General features: G+C 50.6%; 18 protein-coding genes. 17 read left to right on the forward strand and 1 reads right to left on the reverse strand.

Going from position 1 to position 24,029, the window contains the following annotated elements; all coding sequences use genetic code 11:
* Positions 1 to 18: 18 nt before the first annotated feature.
* The 17 genes from M1L66_RS12080 to M1L66_RS12160 all read left to right on the forward strand — a co-directional run bounded on the left by M1L66_RS12080 (position 19) and on the right by M1L66_RS12160 (position 22,573).
* Positions 19 to 1,230, forward strand: a complete 1,212-nt coding sequence (locus tag M1L66_RS12080) for a type II secretion system F family protein (RefSeq protein ID WP_434693184.1) — start codon at positions 19 to 21, stop codon at positions 1,228 to 1,230.
* Between the two features lie 70 nt (positions 1,231 to 1,300).
* Positions 1,301 to 1,759 carry a type II secretion system protein gene (locus M1L66_RS12085; RefSeq protein ID WP_434693186.1) on the forward strand — a complete coding sequence of 153 codons (459 nt, stop codon included), beginning with the start codon at positions 1,301 to 1,303 and terminating at the stop codon, positions 1,757 to 1,759.
* Between the two features lie 187 nt (positions 1,760 to 1,946).
* A complete protein-coding gene (locus tag M1L66_RS12090; RefSeq protein WP_434693189.1) occupies positions 1,947 to 2,795 on the forward strand; it encodes a prepilin peptidase in 849 nt (282 codons plus the stop codon).
* Positions 2,796 to 2,818: 23 nt separating this feature from the next.
* On the forward strand, positions 2,819 to 3,832 hold the full coding sequence (gene pilM / locus M1L66_RS12095) for a pilus assembly protein PilM (protein ID WP_434693191.1): 1,014 nt from the start codon (positions 2,819 to 2,821) through the stop codon (positions 3,830 to 3,832).
* 28 nt (positions 3,833 to 3,860) lie between these two features.
* Positions 3,861 to 4,448: a hypothetical protein gene (locus M1L66_RS12100; protein WP_187021049.1), complete on the forward strand. Its 588-nt coding sequence runs from the start codon at positions 3,861 to 3,863 to the stop codon at positions 4,446 to 4,448.
* Complete coding sequence (locus tag M1L66_RS12105) at positions 4,449 to 5,078, forward strand: hypothetical protein (RefSeq protein ID WP_187021047.1); 630 nt, start codon at positions 4,449 to 4,451, stop codon at positions 5,076 to 5,078.
* A gap of 25 nt (positions 5,079 to 5,103) precedes the next feature.
* On the forward strand, positions 5,104 to 13,089 hold the full coding sequence (locus M1L66_RS12110) for a type II secretion system protein (RefSeq protein WP_434693194.1): 7,986 nt from the start codon (positions 5,104 to 5,106) through the stop codon (positions 13,087 to 13,089).
* 21 nt (positions 13,090 to 13,110) lie between these two features.
* Entirely contained in the window at positions 13,111 to 13,896 is a 786-nt protein-coding gene (locus tag M1L66_RS12115; RefSeq protein WP_187021044.1) for a hypothetical protein, read from the forward strand.
* Positions 13,893 to 14,270 (forward strand): hypothetical protein, encoded by a 378-nt coding sequence (locus tag M1L66_RS12120; protein ID WP_434693197.1) that lies wholly within the window; start codon positions 13,893 to 13,895, stop codon positions 14,268 to 14,270. The genes M1L66_RS12115 and M1L66_RS12120 overlap by 4 nt, the downstream gene beginning before the upstream one ends.
* Positions 14,267 to 14,800, forward strand: a complete 534-nt coding sequence (locus M1L66_RS12125) for a PulJ/GspJ family protein (protein WP_320990688.1) — start codon at positions 14,267 to 14,269, stop codon at positions 14,798 to 14,800. The genes M1L66_RS12120 and M1L66_RS12125 overlap by 4 nt, the downstream gene beginning before the upstream one ends.
* A 27-nt stretch (positions 14,801 to 14,827) precedes the next feature.
* A complete protein-coding gene (locus M1L66_RS12130; protein WP_434693200.1) occupies positions 14,828 to 15,640 on the forward strand; it encodes a prepilin-type N-terminal cleavage/methylation domain-containing protein in 813 nt (270 codons plus the stop codon).
* 181 nt (positions 15,641 to 15,821) lie between these two features.
* Positions 15,822 to 16,100: a hypothetical protein gene (locus tag M1L66_RS12135; RefSeq protein ID WP_434693203.1), complete on the forward strand. Its 279-nt coding sequence runs from the start codon at positions 15,822 to 15,824 to the stop codon at positions 16,098 to 16,100.
* 129 nt (positions 16,101 to 16,229) lie between these two features.
* Entirely contained in the window at positions 16,230 to 16,940 is a 711-nt protein-coding gene (locus M1L66_RS12140; protein WP_434693204.1) for a LytR/AlgR family response regulator transcription factor, read from the forward strand.
* A 31-nt stretch (positions 16,941 to 16,971) separates the two neighbouring features.
* A complete protein-coding gene (locus M1L66_RS12145) occupies positions 16,972 to 18,336 on the forward strand; it encodes an ATP-binding protein (protein ID WP_434693207.1) in 1,365 nt (454 codons plus the stop codon).
* Positions 18,337 to 18,379: 43 nt separating this feature from the next.
* Positions 18,380 to 19,888 carry a sensor histidine kinase gene (locus M1L66_RS12150; protein WP_187021034.1) on the forward strand — a complete coding sequence of 503 codons (1,509 nt, stop codon included), beginning with the start codon at positions 18,380 to 18,382 and terminating at the stop codon, positions 19,886 to 19,888.
* A gap of 15 nt (positions 19,889 to 19,903) precedes the next feature.
* Positions 19,904 to 20,920 carry an ABC transporter substrate-binding protein gene (locus M1L66_RS12155; protein ID WP_187021033.1) on the forward strand — a complete coding sequence of 339 codons (1,017 nt, stop codon included), beginning with the start codon at positions 19,904 to 19,906 and terminating at the stop codon, positions 20,918 to 20,920.
* 36 nt (positions 20,921 to 20,956) lie between these two features.
* On the forward strand, positions 20,957 to 22,573 hold the full coding sequence (locus tag M1L66_RS12160) for a response regulator (protein ID WP_187021031.1): 1,617 nt from the start codon (positions 20,957 to 20,959) through the stop codon (positions 22,571 to 22,573).
* Positions 22,574 to 22,581: 8 nt separating this feature from the next.
* On the opposite strand, the gene M1L66_RS12165 is transcribed toward M1L66_RS12160, so the two are convergent.
* On the reverse strand, positions 22,582 to 23,664 hold the full coding sequence (locus M1L66_RS12165; RefSeq protein ID WP_187021030.1) for a GntR family transcriptional regulator: 1,083 nt from the start codon (positions 23,662 to 23,664) through the stop codon (positions 22,582 to 22,584).
* Positions 23,665 to 24,029: the final 365 nt, after the last annotated feature.

The following is a 24,029-nucleotide window of genomic DNA, read 5'->3' on the forward strand; positions in this document are numbered from 1 at the left end:
AAAGGCTGGTGATACCCATTGATAACGTATAAGTATAAGGCAATCTCCAAAGATGGAGCGCAGGTCAGCGGAATCGTCGAAGCGTACGATGAATATGCGGCCGTCGCCCAGATAAAGGAAACGTGCCGGCTCGTTACGAAGATTACGCCGGTACAGGAGAAAAGCAGCATCCTCACAAAGGAACTCGGTTCTAAGCGGGTGAATCTAAAGGCCCTCTCTGTGATGTGTTCCCAGTTTGCCATTATTCTGACGGCCGGAATGCCGGCGGCCAAATGTGTGGAGCTGATTGCGGACCAGACGTCAGACAAGAAGCTGCGAAAAATACTGATCGAGGCCGCCAGGGATGTAACCGCAGGCCACAGCATGGCGGACAGCTTTGAGAATGTGGATAGGGAGGCATTTCCGACCACCTTTCTCGAGACGGTCCGTTCTGGTGAGCAGTCGGGTACGGTGGAAAATGTCTTTAAGAATCTGAGCATTTATTATGAAAAACAGTACAAGACGAGACAAAAGGTCTCGGCGGCTCTGAGTTATCCCCTGTTTGTCATAGGCGTGGCGATTGTGGTCGTGATGGTGATTATGGTGAAGGTAATTCCCACCATGACCGGCATCTTTAAAGATCTGGGCGGAGCTATGCCTTTGCCGACCCAGCTGCTGATCAGCATGTCAGATTTCTTTAAAAATAATATATTGGTCATTTTAATGGTAACGGCGGTGGCTGTCATCCTGTTTCTTGCCGCAATGCGGACTGAGGACGGAAGGCTTCGCTGGAACCGTTTTAAGCTGAAGATTCCCGTCTTCGGCGAGATTGGCCTTCTGAATGCCTCCGGGCAGTTTGCCAATACCATGTCCACTCTGCTGGCTGCCGGGCTCTCGGTTCCGCGCGCCCTGGAGGTGACGGCAAAGACGCTGGATAACTATATGCTGGCTATGGAGACGGCAAAAATGGTTACCGGGCTGGAGGAAGGCCGGCGTTTAGGCAATTGTATGCGGGAACGAAACTGTTATCCCCGTACCCTGAATGAAATGTGTGCAATCGGAGAGGGGACCGGTGAGCTGGAAGAGACATTAAAGACCATCGGTACATATTTTGATAATGAGGCGGAACATGCCACGCAGAAAGCCATATCGAAGCTGGAGCCTACGATTTTGGTGTTGATGGCGCTGGTGGCCGGATTTATTGTAATATCTGTTTACCTGCCGGTCTTTACGATGTACGATCTTATGTAATTAATTATGGTTCTACAGGCTATAACAACCCATAGTCTTTGAATAAATGTTCCGAGGAGGAGTAACTAAAATGAGAAGATTTAAAGAAAAATTAAATAAAAAAGGCTTTACGCTGGCAGAACTTTTGATCGTTGTAGCGATTATCGCAGTGCTGGTGGCGGTGTCGGTGCCGGTGTTTAATAGTAAGTTGGAGAGATCAAGAGAGGCTGTGGATATTGCTAATATGAGAGCGGCGAAGGTTGCGGCGATAGCTGCATATTTGGATGATGAGATTCCTGAAGGTACTACTACTGTTTATTATGATGCGGAAAATGGTGTTGTTGTAACAGAAGATAAGAAGCCTACAGAAGGTTATGGACAGGGAAGCGATAAACTTGATGGTAAGACAACGTATTTAGATTATACAGGAACCACTAAAGCCAAGGGCTTCATTATTAAAATAGATATAACCCCCGAAAGTACTAGTGATACCAGTAAAGGTGACGTAAAAGTAGCATTGAGCTGGGTTGATCCCAAGACGGCCAAATAAACCATCTTTTTAACAAAGTTATTTTTATGCGAAGCCGATGGGTTGCGGCTTCGCATAAATTTCCAATTTGGTTCCATGCAGAGCCCCACTGTCCAAGTGGGTCCGTGCATGAAATCAAAACACCACACTGCAACATCAGGCAAAAAGCTGCGGAATTACTATCAGCCGCAGATGAAAGGAAGACCCAATGCTTTTTATAGATCAATGGATCACTGCCTATCTGGCAGTCGTTGCGGCCATTATCGGCGCTGCCGGGGGGAGTTTTATTAACTGCCTGGCCTGGAGGACGGTCCACAGGGAGAAAATTACCAGTGGGCGGAGTCATTGTACGCGGTGCGGCCATTTGCTGGGAGTCCTGGATCTGGTGCCGGTGTTCAGCTGGGTATTTCTAAGAGGAAGGTGCCGATACTGTAAAGGAAAGATTTCCCCGCGCTATCTGGCGGCGGAGCTGCTCATGGCGGGCGTGTCGCTGTGTCTTCTGTTCCGGTTTGACGTGTCGCTTTCGTACCTGTATTATCTGGGATTTTCTTTTCTGCTTCTGGCCGTGGGATTGGTGGATTTGGAGAGCTTTCGGATACCGGACCGATTTCAGGCAGCTCTGATTCTGTGGTGGTGCCTGTTCCTTCCCGCTCACAGAGGGGAGCTGGTGACGTATCTGGCAGACAGCCTTGCAGGCGCTGTTTTTATCAGTGGCGGCCTGCTGGGAATTTCGATGGTATTTGACCGGATTCTGGGGAAGGATACTCTGGGAGGCGGAGATATTAAGCTGTTCTTTGTTACTGGTCTGTATCTCGGAGCTGCGGTCAATCTTCTGAACCTGATTGTCAGCTGTTTTCTGGGCCTGCTTCTGGGCCTGGTGCTGAGCCGAATGGCGAATCACAGCGAGAACGAAGAAAACGGAGAGAACAAGGCGCAGCCCGGAACGGAAAAACGGGATAGCATGCAGATTCCCTTCGGTCCGGCCATCGCGCTGTCCAGCGTACTGTGCGTGCTGATCGGGAGACAGTTGACGGGGTGGTATATGAGCCTTTTTTAAGAAAAGTGAAGGAAGACAGAATTATGATGAAACGTATTTCCGCAAAGTACACAGGAATTGAAATCGGTTCCAAACAGGTGAAAATGACCCAATGCTGCGACAATTGTCTTTATAAAGTGGTGATTGAACCGCTGCCTGACAACTATGTTAATAATGGGACGATTGTGTCCATGGAGGCCATGAGCATCTTCCTTAAGGAGATGGCGAAAAAATACCGGTTTCCGGATAAAAATTGTGCCATTGTTCTGCCGGACTCGGTAGCATTTTCAAGGCGTCTGACCATGCCGGCCATGACCGTGGATCATTTGAAGATCAACCTGCCCTATGAATTCCATGACTTTATCAATGACAGAAAAGAAAAATATGTGTTTGATTACTGTATTCTGGATATGCAGTATGATGAATACCAGAAGCCGGTTGCCATGGATTTGATGGCCGCGGCAGCTCCCAAAGATGTTATTTCAGAGTACGAGGCCATGGTAAAGCAGGCGGGCTTTAAGCTGCAGATCGCGGCTCCGGAGGTATTTGCCTACTCAAATCTGGTCCGCGAGTATGAACGGGTCGAGGAGCTGGAGGAACTCCGGGAATACTGTTTTGTAGATTTTGGGTACCATTCCACCAAGCTGCATATCTTTTCCGGCTCCCGGTTTGAGGTGACCCGTGAGATTGATTATGGCTGTGCTCATCTGATTCAGACGGTCGCTGCCGTCAAAAATGTAGACCAGCACGTCGCCCAGTCGTATGTGATGAAAAACTATCTGGATATTTGGAACCTGGAGGAGTGCCGGGGGATCTATGAGTCCATCGGCGTTGAGATCATGCGGGCCATTAACTTTTACAGCTTCAATAATCCGGAGAGCCATTTGGATACGGTGTATTACTGCGGAGGAGGTTCCCTGATTACACCCCTGACAGAGGCGGTATCCTCCCATATCTCACTGGAGGTGCGTCCGATCACGGAGCTTATGACCATAGTGGGTGACATTCCTGTGGACGCTTGCATCAGTCCTGCATCGGCAGGCATTACGTATCAATAGACGGCAGGATATGGAGGAGCATTAGGATATGATAGGAATCAGGAAAAATGAGTATCCATCCAAAAAGACAGTAAACCTGATTATCCATGAAAAAACCATTAGCAGCCCAACCAGGGCCATACCGGTTTTTCTCGGATTTCTGGCGGTGCTGGCCCTGTTTGTGAAGTTTGGCGTTATGGTGCCCTTAGACCGCATGTATGCAGCCCAGGCGGCGCTGGGTCAGGTACAGTCAGAGCTCGATGGGTACATACAGTATAACAGGGATTATGATGAAGTGAGGGAGCGCTACAGCCAGTATTTCAGTGATTATTTAAATGAGGATGAGGCGGTGCTCCAGGACCGGCTGGAAGTGCTGAATCTGCTGGAGGAGCGGGTGATGAACCGGGCGGATATCGAGAGCATCAGCATTCGCGGCAACGTGTGCCGGATGGTGATCACCGAGCTTCCGCTTTACCAGGTTTCTGCGATTGTGGAGGACCTGGAGGAGAGTCCGCTGGTGCAGTACATATCCGTCTCTACGGCCAGCACGGAAAAACGGGCGGACAATGAGGCGGCCCAATCCCAGCAGAGCGTATCTGCCGATTTAACCATTACACTGACAGGAGGAACCAGTTAGATGCTGAAGCGTAAATTCACCGTGCGTGAGACGGTCCTGCTCCTGTTTATGAGTATTCTGTTTCTCGGGATTTTCTACTACCTTCTGGTGGCGTCTCCGGTTAATGAGGAGATTTCCAAATGCAGCAGCCAGCAGGTCCCGGTGGAGGATGATATCAGCACGGAGTTAATCAAGGCCTCCAGAAAGAAAAAAATGCTGGATGAGATGGAACAGTCGGCTGGAGAGCCCCAGGGGGAGTTAAAGCCATACAACAATCTGAATGATGAGATGCGGGAACTGTATCAGGCGCTGGAAGAGGCAGAATCGTACAATATCAGTTTTTCCGAGGCCAGGGCTTCGGGAACGATTGTCAGACGGGATATTTCCATTGCCTTTCAGGCGGGTTCCTACGAACAGGTAAGGACGATCCTTAGGAATATGGCTAACAGCCAGTTCCGGTGTATCGTAAAGGATATGGACATTTCCGCAAGCTCGGGGCGGGGAGAATCGAGGGGCATGGCCTCGGCCGGCGCCGTCAGTGTCAGCGTTATGATTACCTACTATGAGACAACGGTAGGCGCCTCTGACACTAACGGTCTGGTATATGATAAGGATACAGCCTCAGGCGATTCGGAAGAGACGATGGAGTAACATGTGGACGAGGATGAAGGATGGAATGAAGCATAGGTTGAGAGGACGAAACGGCTTTACGCTGGCGGAACTGCTGATGGTTGTCGGAATTATGGCAATTTTATCAGCGGTTTCTTTTCCTGCCCTGATTCATATGAGAAATTCCCTACGGCAGACAGAGCTAGACGAAAAGGCAAGACAGATCTTTATTACGGCCCAGAACTGCCTGTCCGGCTGCCGCTTGAGTGGTGCTGTGCTGGAGGTGCCTCCCAGGGGAACCGATGGTTTGGAACTGGCGGACGATATGGTTCCATCGGATTATCAGGAAGGCGATGGAGAAATGCCGGATACTTATGCTCTCTGTGACGGGGAAGCGGGCAGCTTCAGCTGGATGAACGACACCGTATTTGCCCCGGCTCTCGTAAAAGAGGATGGCGGCAGCTATGTCATTGAGTTCAACCGTCAAACCAATGTCGTGTATGGGGTCTATTACTGGGAGAGAAATGGAGGCGCCTTTCAGAAGGCCAGCCTCTTTTATTATCACGAGAATTTCAATGAGTACGACGGAAAGCCGCTCAGAGGGGAAGAAAACCGGAATAACCGGATGCTTCCCTCCGTGGGATATTACGGCGGTGAAGCGGCGGCAGCCGCACAGGACCGGAAGGATGTGGATTTCCAGGTATCCATTTACAATGAGGAACGTCTGAAGGCCACGGTATCCATACCATCCTACCTCTATGAGGAGGCAGTGTTTGAGGTGACCATATCGTCAAAGACGGACAGCGCCAATCCGGTTCGGTATCGATACCGGCTGTACAACGGAGCAGTCACGGTTCTGGAGCCGGAAGATCCCTTCCACCAGATGACCGAGATCTGGAAGGTTATCCCGGCCACTGGCGGAGAAATGAGCGCCTCCTACGTCCTGACACTGGACAGTCTGGAGGAGGGACTTCATTTTGCAGATCATTTCAGCGAAATAGCGGCGGGGGACGACCTGCGGATATCCGTGATGGGCTACTGCGTCGGCAGCGACGCGGTCTATATACCCAGGACGAAGACGGCCGAGATCAACAGCCTCTTTGCCGGACTCCGGGGCGGAGACGGAACTGGAAGCGACATCTGGCTGGAGAACGGACGCCATCTCCAGAACCTGTCTTACGAGGTTTCCGGCCTGGGATACAGCACGGACGGAGCCAGCGAACGGAAGACAGGCTATCCGGTGACGTGTGCCAGAGTGCTGGAGGAGATTGACTGGATGGAACCGGTTTATGACGGCCTGTCCTATGATGACGTATGCACAGCACGACGGGATTCAACCCTGTCCGGGCCGGTTCATTTTTATCCAATCAGCAACAACAAGACAGATCTGCAGTCTTTTCAGGGGAACAGCTATGAGATCAAGGGCATTCATGTGACACAGGAAGCCTCGGTTGCGGACGAGGGCGGTATGGTCTATGGATGTGCCGGTCTGTTTGGCTATATGGAGGGACGGCCGGGCGGTAATGACAGCAGCAGGGGTTCCGGGAATCAGGAGACGGCAGGTGCTGCCCCTGTTATTCAGGACGTTATGCTGGTGAATCCCAGTCTGAAGCTCACCGGGTCAGCCGTTTCTTATGGAGGCGGTTCCTACGCCGGCAGTTTGGTTGGATATGCCGATCAGATGGAGATCAACAATTGCGGGGCGTACATAGACAGCGATGACGCGGAACCCGATTTTTCCGCGCTTTATAAAGAGAGCGGCATTACTTCCGAATGTGATTACGGCGGAGGGCTGATCGGCGGTGCCCGGGATCTGACTGCAAGGGATTCCTTTGCTTCTGTCAGGGTGTCGGCGGAGCGGATTGCCGGTGGTTTTATTGGTACCGTGAACGGCAGTCTGAACATTTCGACCTGCTATTCCGGCGGGCACACGGAGTCCGGCGCTTACAGGGCGGACCGGCCTAATGTGGAAGCCGCAGAAGCCGCAGGAGGGTTTGCCGGAGAATTAAACGGCAGCGGCCTGATCGAGAAGTCTTTTTCCGCATGCTCCGTGAGCGCTCTGCAGTGCGGGCCCTTTGCCGGGATACCGGATGTGGGAACGGGGGCGGTGACGTTTGAGGCGACTTACGGTGTAGGAAGCACATTGATAAAGGGCAGCGGAGGAGAGACGAATCCCATCGGATGCGGCAGTACGGGAGAGGCGCTGGCGAAGGGCGCGCGCAAGGCGGAGCGAAAGAACACCTCCCCTTACGACGATGTCTACCGGAAAGATACGAATGCGGCCTATTTATACCCGATCTGGCTGGAGGTTTACCGGGGAGACTGGGCAAAAAGCTCCTTTACAGGTCTGGTATACTATGAAAAATACGAGACGACGGATTCCGGACAGGATGCGTTCGGTTTCTGGTACCCGGGAGCAGAGGAAAACGGCACTTTAAGAGATGATCTTCCGGTAATCAGCGACGGATACGGATACTTGAGCGATACGGTGCGCAGCATTAAACTCTTTCAGAACGGCATCCCTCATGCCTCCAACAAGAGTGAGGAGCATGGGAAAGAGAACTGGAATAAAAACGAAATCACGCTTTCACCGGTGCAGGTGGAAGGCAAAAACCAGGTTCTCTATCCGTTTCCATGGATCCATGTGACGGAAAAGCGTTACGATGCATTTAAGTCTCCGGGTAACAGGAAAAATTCGTTTTATGACACATTGGCGCTGACCGTGGATGGGGCGGCGCTCACCGCTTTTTATAATCCTCATTTTGCCAAGACGATCGTGTTCACAGAGGAAGAGACGGCGACGAATCCGGAGTATGCGGTAATCCGTACGGTGCGCCATCTCTATGAGCTGGGAGATAAGGGAAACGGCGGAAAAAAGAGCAACTCCTATTATTGGCAGGCGGAATGGGATTATAACCAGGAACGCGATCTTGACTATGAAAAATATAAGGCAGGAGAAACGTATCCCGATACGGAGAACGCACCGGAAACTCTGAGCCAGGGCGTGATTGGAAGCAGTAAGACGGGCACGTTTCAGAAATCGTACAGTGGGAATGGCCACCGAATCAGCAACCTGATCCTTACGGATGACTCGATGGGAACCGGAACGGCCAGCGGTATGGCGCTGTTCGGCTACACGGCAGAAAAGAGCCATTTAAACGGCATGGTTCTGTACCGCCTTCAGGTTGTGACCCACAGTCTGCTGTCCGTGGCTGGCCTGGTGTATACCAATGGCGGCAGTGTCACAGAGGTTACCCTGATAAGCCCGGTGATCAGCGGAATCGACTCCGAAGGATGCGGTGCGGCAGGCCTGGTCTATGAAAACATCAATGGCGCCCTGATTGAGGACTGCTATGTGATTCCGGAACAATCCGGCGGATGGGAAGATGACCTTTCGGAGGATCCCCTTCGGTATAAGCATCTCTATGGAAACGACGGGAAGGTGACAGGAAACAATTACACCAATGCCATGGTGGCGGCTTCGGGAAGTGCGGCCGGGCTGGTTGGTCAAAATTATGGATCCATAAAACGGTGTGCGGCCATTGCGACGGTAACGGCGACAGACAGCAGGGCAGGGAACGCGGCCGGGTTTGTATCGATGAACAGAGGATCCGGCCTGATCGAGAAGTCCTATGCCAACTGCTATACGGCGGGGCAGGAAGCGGCCGGATTTGTATATGAAACCAGCGGCTCCTCCTCCATTAACAGCTGCTACGCACTGCGCCGGGTGACTGCGACCAGCGTGTCCGGGATTGCGGCGGGATTTTCCGTCAAGGATAAGGCGAAGACCATAACGAATTGTTACGCGGCCGTCAGTAACGGCTTCAGTAATGCGTATCAGGCGGTAACGGGCGGTCTGATTCTCTATCCGAACTGTCAGTATGCGGATTCAGAGGGATACGGCGCCAATTTTTATCCATTTTCTGCCGGCATTCAGAACAATTGTTTCTATATGGACTGGACGGAGAACCGGGGAGACGGGAAAATCGGAAATGCAATGGCGGTTACGTATGGGGATTTAAAGAAGCTGTCCATACCGGGACTGGAACCTGCGAGTCAGACGGGCAAAGATACCGTGACCTTCAGCCTCATGCTGCCGGGCGTCTATCCATTTCCAAAGGTGGAGAATATGATCCAGTACGGAGACTGGCCGAATTACGAATATGTGGGAGCCGAGCTCGCTTACTTCGAGATTTATAAGGAAGACTCGGGCTATACCGTAGGCTTTTACAACGAAGAGCTGGGGCTTGATTCCCTGCGGGACGGCAAAGAGATATTTCTGGATGGGTATGGCCTGCTGTTCAATACGGAATACCTGGAGATGGATGGAGTCAATGTGAAAAATCTGATTCAGGGCAGCTCCACATCCAACGACAAGGCGTATCTGTCGTGGGAGGACAGGAACGGAAATGACAATACCACTGCCAACGCCACAAACTATTTAAAGAGCGTCTATCATTTAAAGGATAATAACGGGAAAAAGATTGAAAAGGGCGTTTCTTATTACAAAAATACAGAGTCGGGTGCGTCTGCCATCCGGTCGGGGGCTGGGGACGGATACCCCGATCAGCCCATAGAATTAAAGCTGAACAACCGGCCCGGCACGTATTATTTCCGGATCCTGCCGCCGGCGGCGGTAGTGACTAATGCCTACGTTCCGTCCGACAGCATTTACCAGCAGATCATGATCCATGTGGAATCCAATTATTACGATGAGATGGGCGGAATCGGCACAGGCATCATCGAGAAGAACCGGGAATTCTATTACTGTCCTCATTTTGCCAAATCCAGGATCAGCACGGACGGCAAGCCAGAAGAATCGGAAAATCCGGAGTACCTCTGCATCCGGACTTCCAGGCAGCTCTGTACGCTGAGCAGTGGGAATCAGGTCCTGGGAGGCAGGGGAGAGGGTCTGGAGAATTACTATGGAAAATCCTTCAGGCAGGAACAGGATATTAATTTAGGACCTCAAAATCCATATGCGGTCTACTATTCGGATACAGCCCCTTTCAGTGAAGAGCGGGGCAGAAGCGGATACCGCTGGTTTAACAGCTCCATTGGAACCAGCCAGACTCCGTTTGAGGGTACGTATGACGGCGGCGGTTATACCATAAAAGGTCTGGGGGCCTGGGACTCCCGGAGCAGTATCTCCGGCCAGAGCGTCTTTGACCGGGTGACGGCCAATCGGGATGTGCCGCTGTTCGGTTATCTGAACGGAGCGGCTGTAAAGGAACTGGTTGTCGAGGGGGCCACTATGTCTGAGCGGAGTGACAGCTTAAGAGGAATCCTCTGCCAGGAAGCTCAGAAGAGCACGGTGATCGAACATGTGACTATCAGCAAAGCCCGCCTCGAGCTTCAGAATTTCGCGCCGGGGACGGAGGGCTTCGGGCTTCTGGCAGGTAAGCTGTCAGGCTCGACGATAAAAAACTGTACGGTCAACGCCTCCGCCGTGGTATGCGGCAGTGCCGCAGTGAAGTATATAGGAGGTGCAGTGGGCCATCTGACAGACAGCGGGACGATTGACGGCCTGACTCTGGATGAAGTGTCGGTCGGCGGCAGTAAAGCGACGCATCTGGGCGGCGCGGCAGGATTTGTGGACAGCGGCCAGATCCGGTCCGTGAGTATGGGGGGAAACGGCACGGAGGCCGTTGTCATAGAAGGCGACCGGGCTGTCGGCGGACTGATCGGTCAGATTAATTCAGGAAAAGGCGCGGTCACTGTCGGAAACATCAGTATGACAGGGCGCATCACCGTAAGGCAGACGACTGCCAGCAATAATACGAAACTGTATAATGGAGTGGGACTTCTGGCCGGGTTGTGTGAGATCAGCGGCAATCCCGTGACGATTGACGGGATTCGGGCGCAGGGGACGGACGGTTCCCTCCTGGTGGAAAACAGCGCTGCCAGCCAGTATCACATCGGCAGCTTTGTGGTGGGATCCCTGTACCGGTCATCGGGGGACGCGGTGGCCTGTGCTCTCACATTGGGGGACATCGGAATTCACGGAGCGAATCTTACGAGTGCGAATCCGGGACGGAGCAATACGTATTGCGGATACGGCGGAGTAATCGGACAGAACAGCAAGGCGGTGGTTCTGGCAGCCGATTCTCCCTGGGATTTGGGAGGCAGCAGTATCTCTGTTACGGCGGAGGCCGGTGCTAACGGCTATCACAGCGATTCCGGTGTGTCCGGCCTGACCGGAAAATTCCTGGAAGCCGCCTCCATGACGCTGCCGGAGGAGACGATACTGCCGGACATCCGCGTGCGGGTGCAGGCGGGAGGAAGTATTCCCGTGAGCGGCGTTGCGAACGTTACAGCTGGCCGGTGTGTGGCCATTGAGGCCGCAGGGCAGACGGTGAGCCGGGTAAGAATCCATTCGATTGTAACGGAAAACTGCCGGAATACGGGCGGACTGACTGCGGTACTCTCTGACGATACGGTATTTCACAAGCTGTCGGTGGAAAGTGTTTTGACGGATGGCAGTGCCCCGGGGCCGGGAGTGATTGAGGCATCGGGAAATGTGGGAGGAATAGCAGGAACGGTTGCATGCGGCCCTTCCAACGTCGTAAAACAGCTGTCTGTCAACGGTTTGCAGGTCCGCGGTTCCGGAAATGTGGGCGGCTTTGCCGGCGTGGTCACAGGCGGAGTCATCGAACAGTGCAGTGCCTATGCGGATGTGGCGGTGGTCTGGCCGGCAGATTCCATGGCTGGAGGTTTTGCAGGAAAGATTGAGAACGGGAGCATGCTCCGGTGTTATGCGTCAGGAAGTGTGAGTGCCTCCGGCGGAGAGGGGAGCACCGCTGTGTTAAAGGCGGGCGGCTTCTTTGGCGATATCAGTTCTTCGGGCAGACTGGAAAGCTGTTACGCCTCCGGCAATGCCTCACTGAAGGCCGGCAATGCCGCCTCCGGATCGGCGCTCGGCGGGTTCGGCGGAAGCATTTCCTCGAACAGGGGCAGTCAGGTAATTGTGACTAAGTGTTATTCGGTGGGAGCCGTTGCGGTAGAGCAGGAAAACAGCGGAGAAACGGGCGGTTCCTCCAGCGTGAAAGCCGGAGGGTTTATAGGCCATCTGGTAAAGGGCCGGGATGTCTTTGGCGTGTCAGATGATCTGATCCGGAATCTGATCCGCATGATGAAGGGCGCAGAGGTTCACAACCGGATCACAAGTCAGAACGGGAAGACGGTATGGGAGCTGAATGTGGGAATGGATTCCGAGACAAGAGGAATCTTTGACAACAGCAATATTTCCGCGCTGGTCTACAACGTGCTTGGGTATCCGGCGTATCCTGACCTGCTGAAAACAGGACGGGAGAACACGAACGGTAAAGCGCCCGATGAGGAGATTAGAAAGGCTTATGAAATGGTATTTGACAGTGCGGACCAGCTTGTTCCAGATTCCGTGCCGGGGTCTGAGGAAAGCTATTACCATACCTTTTTTGAGAAGACACAGGACAATGCGGTCATGACCATGTGGGCAGTCAACAGGAGTGGGAATACAAGATACCTCTATTGGATCAATGAACAGAAGCCTGATGAAGGCGTGACTTATACCGGCTACCGGGTGAATCTGGATGCATACGATTCTGCGCTGACAGAGGATTACGGCGAGACAGCCAGGCGGCAGAGCCTCTTCGAAACGAAGCAGGTGCGGGTCAGCCGGAAAACCGATGGTTCTTACGATGGAAAGAGGTATCTCTATCTGGCGGAACTGGAGGGCGTATGGCAGTCCCTGGAAGAGGCTGCGGTGGCAGACTGTTACTTCCTGCGCGGCACCGGTTCGGATGCAGGCGCCATCAATGCAGAATACGGGCCTGTGGAGAATTACATAGAACCGTGGAGCGTTGAGGAGTTCAGCCTGGAGATGACGCGGGAGATCCGGGACAGCCAGAAAGCTGTGCTTACCGGTATGCAGCCGGATCTGGAAAATATGGAACCGGGATTTACAGGATATCCGTTCCCGATGCTTGAAGGGGTCGGGGCAGGGGGCGATGGGAGAACCCATACAGGCCTCTGGCCGGCGGGATATCAGCCCTATTATAAACTGACAGATTAAAACAAGGGAGGGAGCCGACCGATGTGCAGCGATAACCGACAGAGTCCAACAGAAAAATTAAAAAGCCAAAAAGGAGCTTCCATGGCCATCGCGCTGCTGTATTTTCTCGTGTGCGCCATGGTGGGCTCTGTAGTATTGGCGGCGGCCTCTGCGAATGTCAGCCATGTAAAGATGGAGAAACAGAACGAGGGCAATTATCTGGCGGTTATGTCTGCGGCTGAGCTGTTAAAAGCCCAGTTAAAGGAATGCACCGGAGAATGGGAATCGGATACGTATGAGCAGAGCGAAGCCGCGGATCTTGACAGGAAGATGGAATTGAAACAGGAGATGCTGAACCTGATTATGTCCTCTGAAAATGGAATGGCGCTGAAACAGGAACTGCTTCATGATTTTTACCAGTCGTATCTGAACTGTCTGGATCAAAATAAGCTGGTGGTCTCCGGAGAGCGGGATAGGAGTGAACACAGCCGTCTGACCTTTGAACTGGAGGGGGACGGCATGGCGCCGGTAACAGTTGCGCTGACGGTGAAGCCGGATCATATGGTATTAAACGGCCATAATACCCAGCAGCTGTATGTGACGGCGGAGGCAGATCTGTCTGTTGCGGATGAAGCCTTTGGGCAGTATCAGATCCGTCTGACCATGGGCGGGCTTATCCATTATACACTGAACGAGGAGGAGATCACAGAGAACGACCCGGTGACCGGAGAGTCCAGAAAGGTGCACCGCTATACGTCACAGGTGATTTTTTCCCCGGAAAAACCTTATTTATCGGGGAAAAGGCAGACAGGAGGCGGGAGCGAATGAAAAGTGGAATAAGAACCGGCTCCGCATATAAAAAAGTGAAACAGAAATGCCGGGATACACGCGGGGAGACGCTCGCGGAGGTTCTGGTGGGAATCCTGTTTATAGCGTTGGCCAGCTCCCTCTTTCTCAGCATGGTGACGGTGTCACAGAATATTAATGTCAACACCCAGAAGGCGGACGATACGTTTTACAAGGCCATGTCACAATTGGAGTGCATGGAAGCGGACGGGGCCGTTGTACAGAAGAAGAACGGAACGGTAAGAGTGACGATCGGCGAGGACGGAAGTATCTCTCAGGATTACGGGGTCACTGTTTACTATGGAGATGATATGATGGCTTATCGGTCAGGTGGGGAGCCGGAGGAAGAAAAATGACAGAAAAGGCAAAACGCCGGTTAAAGGGCACCGCCGGTGTCACTCTGGGAGAAATGATGGTTGCTGTGCTGATCATGTCTTTTCTCACTCTGGCCGTGAGCGCAGGAGTGGGAACTGCCGTCAAGGTGTACCGGACGGAAAAAGAATACTCGGAATCGAGGGTCCTGGCTAACAGCATTCTGCTGGCTATGACAGATGAACTGCGGTATGCGTCGGAGCTCAATATCAACGGGGACGGCAGTGAAATATGCTACGACAGCGCCATGTACGGATACGATACCGTTATGAAAATCCAGCAGCAGGGCGAAAATGTGGGGAAACTGGTTTTTCTCTACGATGCAGAGCGTGCTGCTTATCCCTTCGAGGATAAGACGTATATGGGATACCAGATTCAGACCAACGAGGACAAACCACTGTTTCAGCTGACAGATGATGGCTCCTGTATAGTGTTGTCCTATGATATTTGCGATTCCCGGGGAAATGTAAAGGTTTCTCTGGAAGATATCAAAATCAGGCTGCTGAACCATTAGGCGGGTCTGTAGGGCAGGAAATAAGGAATGAGGACAGATAAAATGACAGAGCAGAGAGAGAATAAACGTATACAGGGCTTTACATTGGCGGAGCTGCTGATCGTAGTGGCCATCATTGCTGTGCTGGTAGCGGTGTCAGTACCGGTTTTTATAGGTAAGATGAATCAGACAAAGAATACCGTGTGTGAGGCGAATCGAAAAATACTGGTAAGGCAGATGGTTCTGGACCGGCTGGAAGATAGTGATTACTCCGAAGCGGATGCAGTTGCAGTTATGGAGAACACGGATGCATACTGCCCGGACGGTGGTAAGTATTCCCTGGAATGGGATGAGCTGTATATAAAGGTGACCTGTGATAAACACGGATCGACCAGCAGCGGAATGGACGAGGATATCAAGGTGTCTTCCAATTTTATCGATGATTACAGAGATTTCACGATTGAATATCTGAAGGATCATCCGACGAAAAACAACGACGAGATCAGAAAGGCATTCCTTGAGAAATACAACGGGAAATGGCCGACGCTGATTGTGGATAAGAAGTCCTACTCCATTCAGCCGTTCTATCAGGGAAAAGACAAGACAAAGCCGGTGGAGGAGTGCGTATGGCTGTTCGCCAGAGCGAATGGGAATGCGGACGCGGGCTGGAGTGTGCCTTATGTCTATAATATTGTAGATGGTAAATGGTATGGAGCCACCAAATGGGATGGCTCGCCGGGAGGATCCGCCAATATATCTTACGAGGATACGGCTTCTCTGGATGAGGCGATCAGGAATAGTAAGCACTCAAGCGGAAAAAACCAGTGGGTTGAAGTGACTGGCTATAAAGAATCTAAGTGAGAAAACGCTTGGTGACTATTGGAAAATACAGGTATATAATAAAAAGCGGCTATATAGTCGCTTTTTTGATGAGAGGAAGTATTACATGGGTGACAAAGGGGAACAGACCGGAAAGCATATCCTGGAAATGATATCCTGGAAATGATATCCTGGAAATGATATCCTGGAAATGGCGTCTCAGATGTTCTCTGCACTGTTATATTTCGAACGCATCCGTTCCGGGTTGACAGTAGCTGCGCCGAATCTGAATATCGCGCTGTATGAATTCTGTATTGCACATCGAAATGACAGAGGGCCGGAGGCTGCATACAATTCGAGATATACAGTGACCCAGTGTTCCGGAAATCTGGATATAGGTATTGTCTGTGACCACATGATGCTGGCAGCGAGAGAGTTGGAAATTGGAAGTGTAATGGTAGGCTTGTTTGATCCTGCTGTTATAACAAAAGAATTTATATAGCAATACCAGTTCATCCGTTCCGCATTTTTGTAATCTGCAATTTTATGTCAGAAAGCAATTAGCGTCTACCCATAACGGAGTTTGTAAGGTATAATAAAAGATACCACAAAAATGGGGGAGAATTGATACATGAAGAAATATACGGTGTGTATCTGTGACGACGAACAGCCGATACGCGACAAACTGAAAAAATATATATTACGGTATTCCTTCGCATATGACGTGGAGATCGATCTCATTGAACTGGAGGCCGCCGAAAAACTGTATGACCTGACGAACCCTTATGACATCCTGTTTCTGGATATCCGGTTTGGGAACAGAAGCATCGGCATCGATATTGCCGAGGAACTGCGAAAACGGGGAAATACGTCGATCATCGTTCTGACAACGGCCCTGAAGTCCATGTCCATAGACGGATACCGGGCGGAACCGTTTCGGTTTATTGTGAAACCGTTTACGGAGGAGGAGATCATAGCCGTCCTCAACGCCTGCGCCCATAAGCTGAACCGCTCCGTATCCTATATTAAGATTACGAATGACTCTCATACTAATCTGCTCCGAACAGATAAAATCATGTATATTTATTCGAAACTCCGCAAGCGCCATATCGTGTGCCAGGATGTAGCACAGATTGGTACATGGCAGAGTCTCCGTGAACTTATGGACAGTCTGCCGTCCGACAAATTTGCATATTCACACAAAAGCTACATCGTCAATCTGGATATGGTGGATACGGTCAAGGACAGCAAAATATTGCTTACAGACCACAGCGCTGTGCCGTTGGGCCTCCATTTCCGGGATTCGTTTATGAAAACGCTGCTTAAAAATTCAGCTATCTGAAGCACAACGCAGATACAAAGGTGGTATGAGTATGCTTGACACGATTTTAGCCTATGGCAAATGTATACTGGATTTTGCTTTGTTTTTCTGGTTCACCATGCAGTTTTTCGCGTTAAGATGGGAGAAACAACGGCGAATCTCCTGGGGACTGCTGTTAGGCCTGTCTACAATTCAGTTTTTCGTAAATTTGCTGTACATACCGGAGTTGAATACTATGACAGCCCTATTAAGCGGTCTGATCATCAATCTGATTTTGTTTAAGGGCAGTATCGCCGCCAGGCTGCTCTGTTCTTTCCTTGAAACTCTGTTGATCGTAATCTGTGAAAGTATCCCTGTTTTGATATATGCCTCCATGATCAGGAGTAATATGGTGAGCGTCATAGATGATACCATAAAAAATGCAGGCTTTAATCTCAGCGGTACCGGCATGTTCTGTGTCCTTCTTCTGATTGTCCGCTATTTCCACTGGGCAAAACGGAGGAAGGAGGACGTGGAACTTACGATTACGGAAAATCTGTCGGTTATCACAGCTCCCATAGTCAGTATTTTTATCATATACTATGTATTCTATATTCTAAGTTTGAATACAGAGCTGGGGAGCCGAGCTGATTCCCTTAGCATGATCTTTTTTCTTGCCCTTCTATTCATGAACCTGACGGTGATTTTAGGGGACAACCATTGGCGGAAACGCTGCCAACTTCAGCACGAATTAGACAGACTGTCCCGCATCGAACGGCTGGACCGGGTGGTGATCGGACAGCAGGATGCGTTTATTGAAGAGTTAAAGGGTCTGGCTCACGATTATACGAAACAGATCGACGGCATAAAACACCTGCTGCAGGAGGGCGCGGGCGGCGGGAAGGGAAAGTTTGTGGAGCGTGATATCCGGTCCTATGCGGATGAAATGCTTCATCATATCGAAGACAGTTACCGGTTTGCCTTTATCCCCTCACCGGCTCTGCGGTCGATCCTGTGCCAGACAAAGCTTTGCTGTGATTCCGCGCAAATCCAATTTGATACGAATATCCTGTTCTCTGACTTTTCTTTCATGGCATTTCCTGATATCTACACCATCTTTGAAAATCCGCTGGAAAATGCGGTCAGGGCCTGCGGCGAGATAACAGACAGCAGTATGGCACGCCGGATCGCTTTGACCATATCCAGAAAGAAGAATCTGATCTGGGTGGAAATAAAGAACACCAAAAATAATCCGGTCAGGGTGAAGCATGGCAGGATTCAGACCACAAAGCCGGATGAATCGAAGCATGGATTCGGGCTTAAGAACATGGAGCGGGTGGTGAAGCGGTATGGCGGATACAGTCATGTGGAGTATACAGAGGAAGAATTTGTTGTTACCATGGCGCTGCCGGTTTCATTTACGGCTTCGGGCGGCTGAAACGCAGAAAAAATGTATTAAAATCAGATTAGGGGATAAGCAGATGAAACGTGACGCTTTGTGGCAAAATGGTTCGAATAAGAGCCCGATCCGGTTTTCAATCAACAAAAAAATATTGATGCTTGCGGCGGCGATTGTCCTGCCATTTTTCATTGTGGTGGTCGTTCTGCTGGTTTCCATGATTCAGTACAGCAGGGTGTACGATAAGATCGTCAGCGATATGACCATTGCCAATAATTACAATCTGAATTTTAAAGATGAGATGGACGAGAGCCTCTATAAGCTTGTGGTGGGATATGTAGACTTTGGAAATATTTCTGAGGACGAGACGTTAAAGGATCCCTATGCCTTAATCGGAGAGCTGCGGGCGGAGTTTACGAAGCTGAAGGATATCACCACGGAGACGGAGAGCCGCGTGTGGCTGGAGACCCTTTTACGGAATATCGACACCCTGGAAAAGAGGGTGGATGATATTTTCGAGAACATCAGAATCGGCGGGCGGTATGATGAAAATATCCAGGAGCTGGATAATAACATCTACATCCTGACAGAACTGATTCAGGATGATATCCAGTATTATATCTATTACCAGACGAAGGCCATGGAGGTGGTCACAGGGAATTTGAAGCAGCAGATGCAGAGCTTTATCATCGTGTGCGGGCTCCTGGTGCTGTTTCTGGTGGTTTTGACGATTATAGCGACATGGCGGATTACAACCGGTATTCTGAGGCCGGTTAAAGTGCTGTATGATGCGACCAGACAGGTCTCGGAGGGCGATTTATCAGCAAGGGCCGACGTCTGTTCGAAAGATGAGATCGAGATTCTGGCCAGCGGATTTAATGATATGGCGGCCAATATGCAGACACTGATCGGGCAGATCAAAGAGGATGAGCAGAAGATGCGGCGGCTGGACCTGCGCCTTTTACAGGAACAGATCAATCCCCATTTCCTGTATAATACCCTGGATACGATTGTCTGGCTGATCGAGGATGAGAAGGCGGATGAGGCGGTGAACATGGTAGTGTCCCTGTCCAGCTTTTTCCGGCTGGTGCTCAGCAAGGGGAAAGAGATTATTACGCTCAGGGAAGAGGAGCAGCATATCAGCAGTTACTTAAAGATTCAGGAAAGACGGTACCGGGACATCCTGGAGTATGATATCCAGATTGACGAGGAGCTGTACGATTATCAGATTCTGAAGCTGTCGCTGCAGCCACTGGTTGAAAATGCCCTATATCACGGCATAAAATATAAGCGCTCCAGAGGCTGCATCCATATCAGCTGTGAGAAAACCGGAGAGGTCCTCCACCTGGCGGTCAGTGATAATGGGATCGGTATGGATGCGGAAGACTTGGAGCAGCTGCGAAGGGAAATCGAACGCCCCTGCCGTGAGACGGAAAAAGGATTTGGCCTGGCAAATGTAAATGAGCGGATCCGCATGTATTTCGGTGCCGGCTACGGAATGACGATTCAGTCTGAAAAGGGAAGGGGGACCATTGTGGAACTTACAATACCGGCGATTAAAATTTATGAGAGTCTGCTGCGGAAAGCATAGAAAGGGTAAGTACATATGGAAATACCGGCAAAGAAAATACATATTTTTTTCATTCCTCTGCTGTTCCTGATTCTGATTCTGTCCGGCTGTGTAAAAGAATACGGGACGGAAGATACAGAAAATACAGTCGATGAAAATCTGATCGTGGTGGGAGTGTCTCAGGTAGGCAGTGAATCCGTGTGGAGAACTGCCAATACGGCTTCCATTCAAAATGTCCTTACCAAAGAAAATGGATACTTTATGATCTTCAATAACGCGAGGCAGAAGCAGGAGAATCAGATTAAGGCACTTCGGAGCTTTATCTCCCAGCGGGTGGATTACATTGTGTTTTCTCCTATTACGGAAGACGGTTGGGAGACTGTGCTGCAGGAGGCGAAGGAGGCAGGGATTCCAGTCATTTTAATCGACCGTAAAGTGAATCTCAGCGATCAGTCATTATATACGACCTGGATCGGCTCCGATTTTTACAAGGAGGGGAGAATGGCCGGAAATATACTGGACGAGTACCTGACGAAGCAGCACAGGCAGGAGGAGAGCATCCGCATCGTGGTTTTACAGGGAACCGAGGGAGCGACGGCCACGATCGGCCGCACGAACGGATTCAATGAAGTCGCAGAAGCCCACGATAACTGGCTGATCCTGGAGCAGGCAGATGGGGAGTTTACAACGGCAAAAGGACAGGAAGAGATGGAAACGCTGCTGCACCGGTACAAAGATATCGATGTGGTGATCTCACAAAACGACGACATGACCTTCGGTGCTCTGACGGCCATACAGAATGCAGGGCTTACGGCTGGAGAGGACGGAGACATCATGGTCATCTCCTTTGACGCGGTGAAAAGCGGACTGCAGCTGGTGGATGAAGGGCTGGTTACCGCGGACATCGAGTGCAATCCCAATCAGGGCGAATACGTTGAAACGGTCATCAGAAAACTGGAGAACAATGAGGCCGTGGCAAAGCTGTATTTTGTTCCGGAGACAGTATTTACAAAGGAAAATGTGAAGGACGCCCTGGAGAAGAGGACTTATTGATGGGAAACGGATTTGTGAATGGAAAAGAGGAAGCAAATGTTAAAAGTATTTCTGGTGGAAGATGAAAGCGTCATAAGGGAAGGGTTTCGGGATAAAATTCCGTGGGAGCAGTATGGGTTTCAACTGGTGGGAGAGGCCGGAGATGGGGAGATGGCGCTTCCGATGATCCGGAAACTGAAGCCGGATCTGCTGATCACCGATATTAAGATGCCGTTTATGGACGGCCTTTCTTTGAGTGAAATCGTGAAAGAGGAATTTCCCAAGATAAAGATCATTATCATCAGCGGCTATGATGATTTTGAATATGCGCGCCAGGCGATCAAAGCGGGAGTGGACCAGTATCTGCTGAAACCGATTACGAGAACGACTCTCCGCGGCGTCCTGCTGGAGATGAAGGAAAAAATCGAGCAGGGGATGGAGCAGAAGGATTATCAGGCCCAATACCAGGATGAGGTGCAGGAATTTGAACAGTTTTCGCTTCGGAGATTCTTTGAGAAGATTCTGGAGGGGAAGCTTTCGGTGAAGGAGATCTACGAGGAGGCGGCAGCCCAGTCGCTGCAGCTTACGGCCTCCTGTTACAATCTACTGCTTTTCTCAATCTATGAGAAAGCCGAGGTATCATCCCGGGAGTCCCGGGAGCGGCTGATCAGAAAACAGGAGGAGGTATTTCACTATTTTCTGCGGCATCCCCAGTATATTCTGTTCCGTTTCAATGTCAGCTGCTATGGCGTTCTGATCAAATCGGAGCAGTCTCAGATGGAGGAGCTGACAGAGAACAGCCTGGCCCATTTAAAAAAGGTCTGTGCGCCGGAGGAGGATCACCTGGAATGGTACGTTGCGGTGGGAACGGAGGTGGAGCGTTTGAGCATGCTGCCTCAGTGCTATAAAGATGCGAACCACTATTTTGCCTACCGGTTTATCAAGCCGGGTCTCCATGTGCTGTCGGAAATGACGCTTTCGGACTGTCTGGCCGGACAGGGCGAAAAGAATATCGGCACGGTGGATTTTATGCAGATGGATCCGGAGATTATCCGCGACTTTCTGTCACGGGGAGAAGATAAGGAGATTCATGATTTCGTGGAATCCTATCTTTACAACATTCAGAATGCCTTAAAATCCAGGATGTTCCGCAGCTATGTGATCCTGAATATCCGATTTGCCGTCGTTGCTTTCCTGGAGTCTATCGGCGCGGATCAGGCGGAGTATTTAGAAGAGATCGAGCATGCGGTGCAGATGATCCGCAGCGAGGACAGCGAGATTTTCGAATACTTTGCAGGCATGCTGGAGACCGCGATGGGGATTCGTGACCGGATCAACAGCTGCCAGGGCGGGAAAATGTTGAAGAAGGCACTGGATTATATAGACGATCATTACGACTGCGACACGCTGTCCCTTAACCTAGTGGCCGAGAATATCGGCATGAGCGCCAGCTATTTAAGCGCTATCTTCAGCCAGAACATGCAGAAAACATTTGTTGAATACGTGACGGAAAAACGGATTGAAAAGGCGAAAAAGCTGTTAAAGCAGACGGACAAAAACTCCGGTGAGATAGCGAAGGAGGTGGGGTATAAGGACTCCCATTACTTCAGCTTCGTCTTTAAAAAGCTGCAGGGATGCAGTCCGAGAGAATACCGTGCAGAAAAGAAGCACTGACCGGAGCATCACCGGTCAGTCTGAGTACTTTCCTTTAAGTTCAGTTTCCAGCGGGTTTCCTGTGAAGACACGGGAAGCCCGCTCAGTTTTTTTATTACAGCCTCCGCCGCCTTTGTCCCCATCTCATGGGGCTCGTGGGAGAGAGTGGTTACTGCCAGAATGTTGGAATTGCTGAAATACGTATGATCAAATGCGGCCACGGCCATGTCCTCGGGCAGCCGGCAGCCTGCGGACTGGAGTTCATTCACCAGATAGTAGGCGATGATGTCGTTATAGCAGACGACTGCGGTGCAGGAGGAAAGGGACTCCGCCGCCATTTCCTTTAAAAACTGTGTATCTTTTAAGTGAAGCAGCCGGTCTAAATCATGGGAGCCGTACCAGCAGATGCTGTGGTCGGAGACAGGCAGCTCCAAGTCGCGCAGCGTCTCCGTGAAACCCTGATATCGTTCGATTCCCTGCATATCATCAGATTTAAAGATACCGCCGATGGCCGTATGGCCCTGAGCGGCCAGATGGCGTACTAAGAGGGCGCTCCCCGAATAGTTATCGTCTTTGATAAAGATGCAGCCGGTGAGGGACGGATAATAATTATAGAGAAACACGATTTGACAGCCCTTTTTGATCAGCCTGCGGTACAGGTCCAGATTGGGATTGGGAAGCGCGCTTTTACAGCCCTCCGCGATGATTCCGCGCAGAGGGTTTTTCAGAAGCTGAAGCAGGATCTCCCGTTCTCTGGAGATGGAATTACCCGTTGTAAAGACCTGGCCCTTGAAACCATGTTCAGAAAGCGTGTTTTGGATATCATGGATTACGCCGGGATAGATGTATTCCTGATCGCTGGAAATGAGAATTCCGATGACATTCCCCTGAGGTCTGGAGGAGTGTCCTGTAAGGAACGAACCGCTTCCCTGCTTTCTGACGATGAAGCCCTTTTCCTCCAGAAGCCCCAGAGCCATGCGGATGGTCTGACGGCTTACGTGATATTTCGTGCAGAGCTCCTGCTCCGACGGCAGCTTATGAATTCCATTTTGAATGTTTTTCTCTATCATGAGTTCCAGACGCTCCGCGACCCATTTGTATTTTACAGTCATAGAATCCTTACCTTTCCCGATTTTATGAAAAATTTGCCTGATTTGTTCCCCGGATAAACGTAAGAAAATGTATAAATATCATAAAAAATCCACGTTTTATCTTCTTGAAAGTCAATATGCACAACAAAAATTCCCCACATCTGATCCCTGAAAAATGGCAGAATCTTAAAATTTCCACCTGTTTTGTAAGAAATCATACCAAAGAATACAACTTGTATTGTATTTTGATTATATCACCATAAATTTGTATTGTAAATAACTTCCAAACCGCATAAATACAAGGGATTACAAATTGAATCACAGTGCCGCCGCTGGTAAGATACAGGTACAGGGAGAAACGAATCCCAGGAGGAAATCAATTATAA

Origin of the sequence: Hungatella sp. SB206, from assembly GCF_051132295.1 — a bacterium.
Taxonomy (GTDB): Bacteria; Bacillota; Clostridia; order Lachnospirales; family Lachnospiraceae; genus Hungatella; species Hungatella effluvii.

Bases quoted from the DNA above. Each gene is read 5' to 3' on its own strand.
- M1L66_RS12085 (WP_434693186.1), top strand. From the start codon at position 1,301: ATGAGAAGATTTAAAGAAAAATTAAATAAAAAAGGCTTTACGCTGGCA.
- M1L66_RS12090 (WP_434693189.1), top strand. From the start codon at position 1,947: ATGCTTTTTATAGATCAATGGATCACTGCCTATCTGGCAGTCGTTGCG.
- pilM (WP_434693191.1), top strand. From the start codon at position 2,819: ATGATGAAACGTATTTCCGCAAAGTACACAGGAATTGAAATCGGTTCC.
- M1L66_RS12100 (WP_187021049.1), top strand. From the start codon at position 3,861: ATGATAGGAATCAGGAAAAATGAGTATCCATCCAAAAAGACAGTAAAC.
- M1L66_RS12105 (WP_187021047.1), top strand. From the start codon at position 4,449: ATGCTGAAGCGTAAATTCACCGTGCGTGAGACGGTCCTGCTCCTGTTT.
- M1L66_RS12110 (WP_434693194.1), top strand. From the start codon at position 5,104: ATGAAGCATAGGTTGAGAGGACGAAACGGCTTTACGCTGGCGGAACTG.
- M1L66_RS12115 (WP_187021044.1), top strand. From the start codon at position 13,111: ATGTGCAGCGATAACCGACAGAGTCCAACAGAAAAATTAAAAAGCCAA.
- M1L66_RS12120 (WP_434693197.1), top strand. From the start codon at position 13,893: ATGAAAAGTGGAATAAGAACCGGCTCCGCATATAAAAAAGTGAAACAG.
- M1L66_RS12125 (WP_320990688.1), top strand. From the start codon at position 14,267: ATGACAGAAAAGGCAAAACGCCGGTTAAAGGGCACCGCCGGTGTCACT.
- M1L66_RS12130 (WP_434693200.1), top strand. From the start codon at position 14,828: ATGAGGACAGATAAAATGACAGAGCAGAGAGAGAATAAACGTATACAG.
- M1L66_RS12135 (WP_434693203.1), top strand. From the start codon at position 15,822: ATGTTCTCTGCACTGTTATATTTCGAACGCATCCGTTCCGGGTTGACA.
- M1L66_RS12140 (WP_434693204.1), top strand. From the start codon at position 16,230: ATGAAGAAATATACGGTGTGTATCTGTGACGACGAACAGCCGATACGC.
- M1L66_RS12145 (WP_434693207.1), top strand. From the start codon at position 16,972: ATGCTTGACACGATTTTAGCCTATGGCAAATGTATACTGGATTTTGCT.
- M1L66_RS12150 (WP_187021034.1), top strand. From the start codon at position 18,380: ATGAAACGTGACGCTTTGTGGCAAAATGGTTCGAATAAGAGCCCGATC.
- M1L66_RS12155 (WP_187021033.1), top strand. From the start codon at position 19,904: ATGGAAATACCGGCAAAGAAAATACATATTTTTTTCATTCCTCTGCTG.
- M1L66_RS12160 (WP_187021031.1), top strand. From the start codon at position 20,957: ATGTTAAAAGTATTTCTGGTGGAAGATGAAAGCGTCATAAGGGAAGGG.
- M1L66_RS12165 (WP_187021030.1), bottom strand. From the start codon at position 23,664: ATGACTGTAAAATACAAATGGGTCGCGGAGCGTCTGGAACTCATGATA.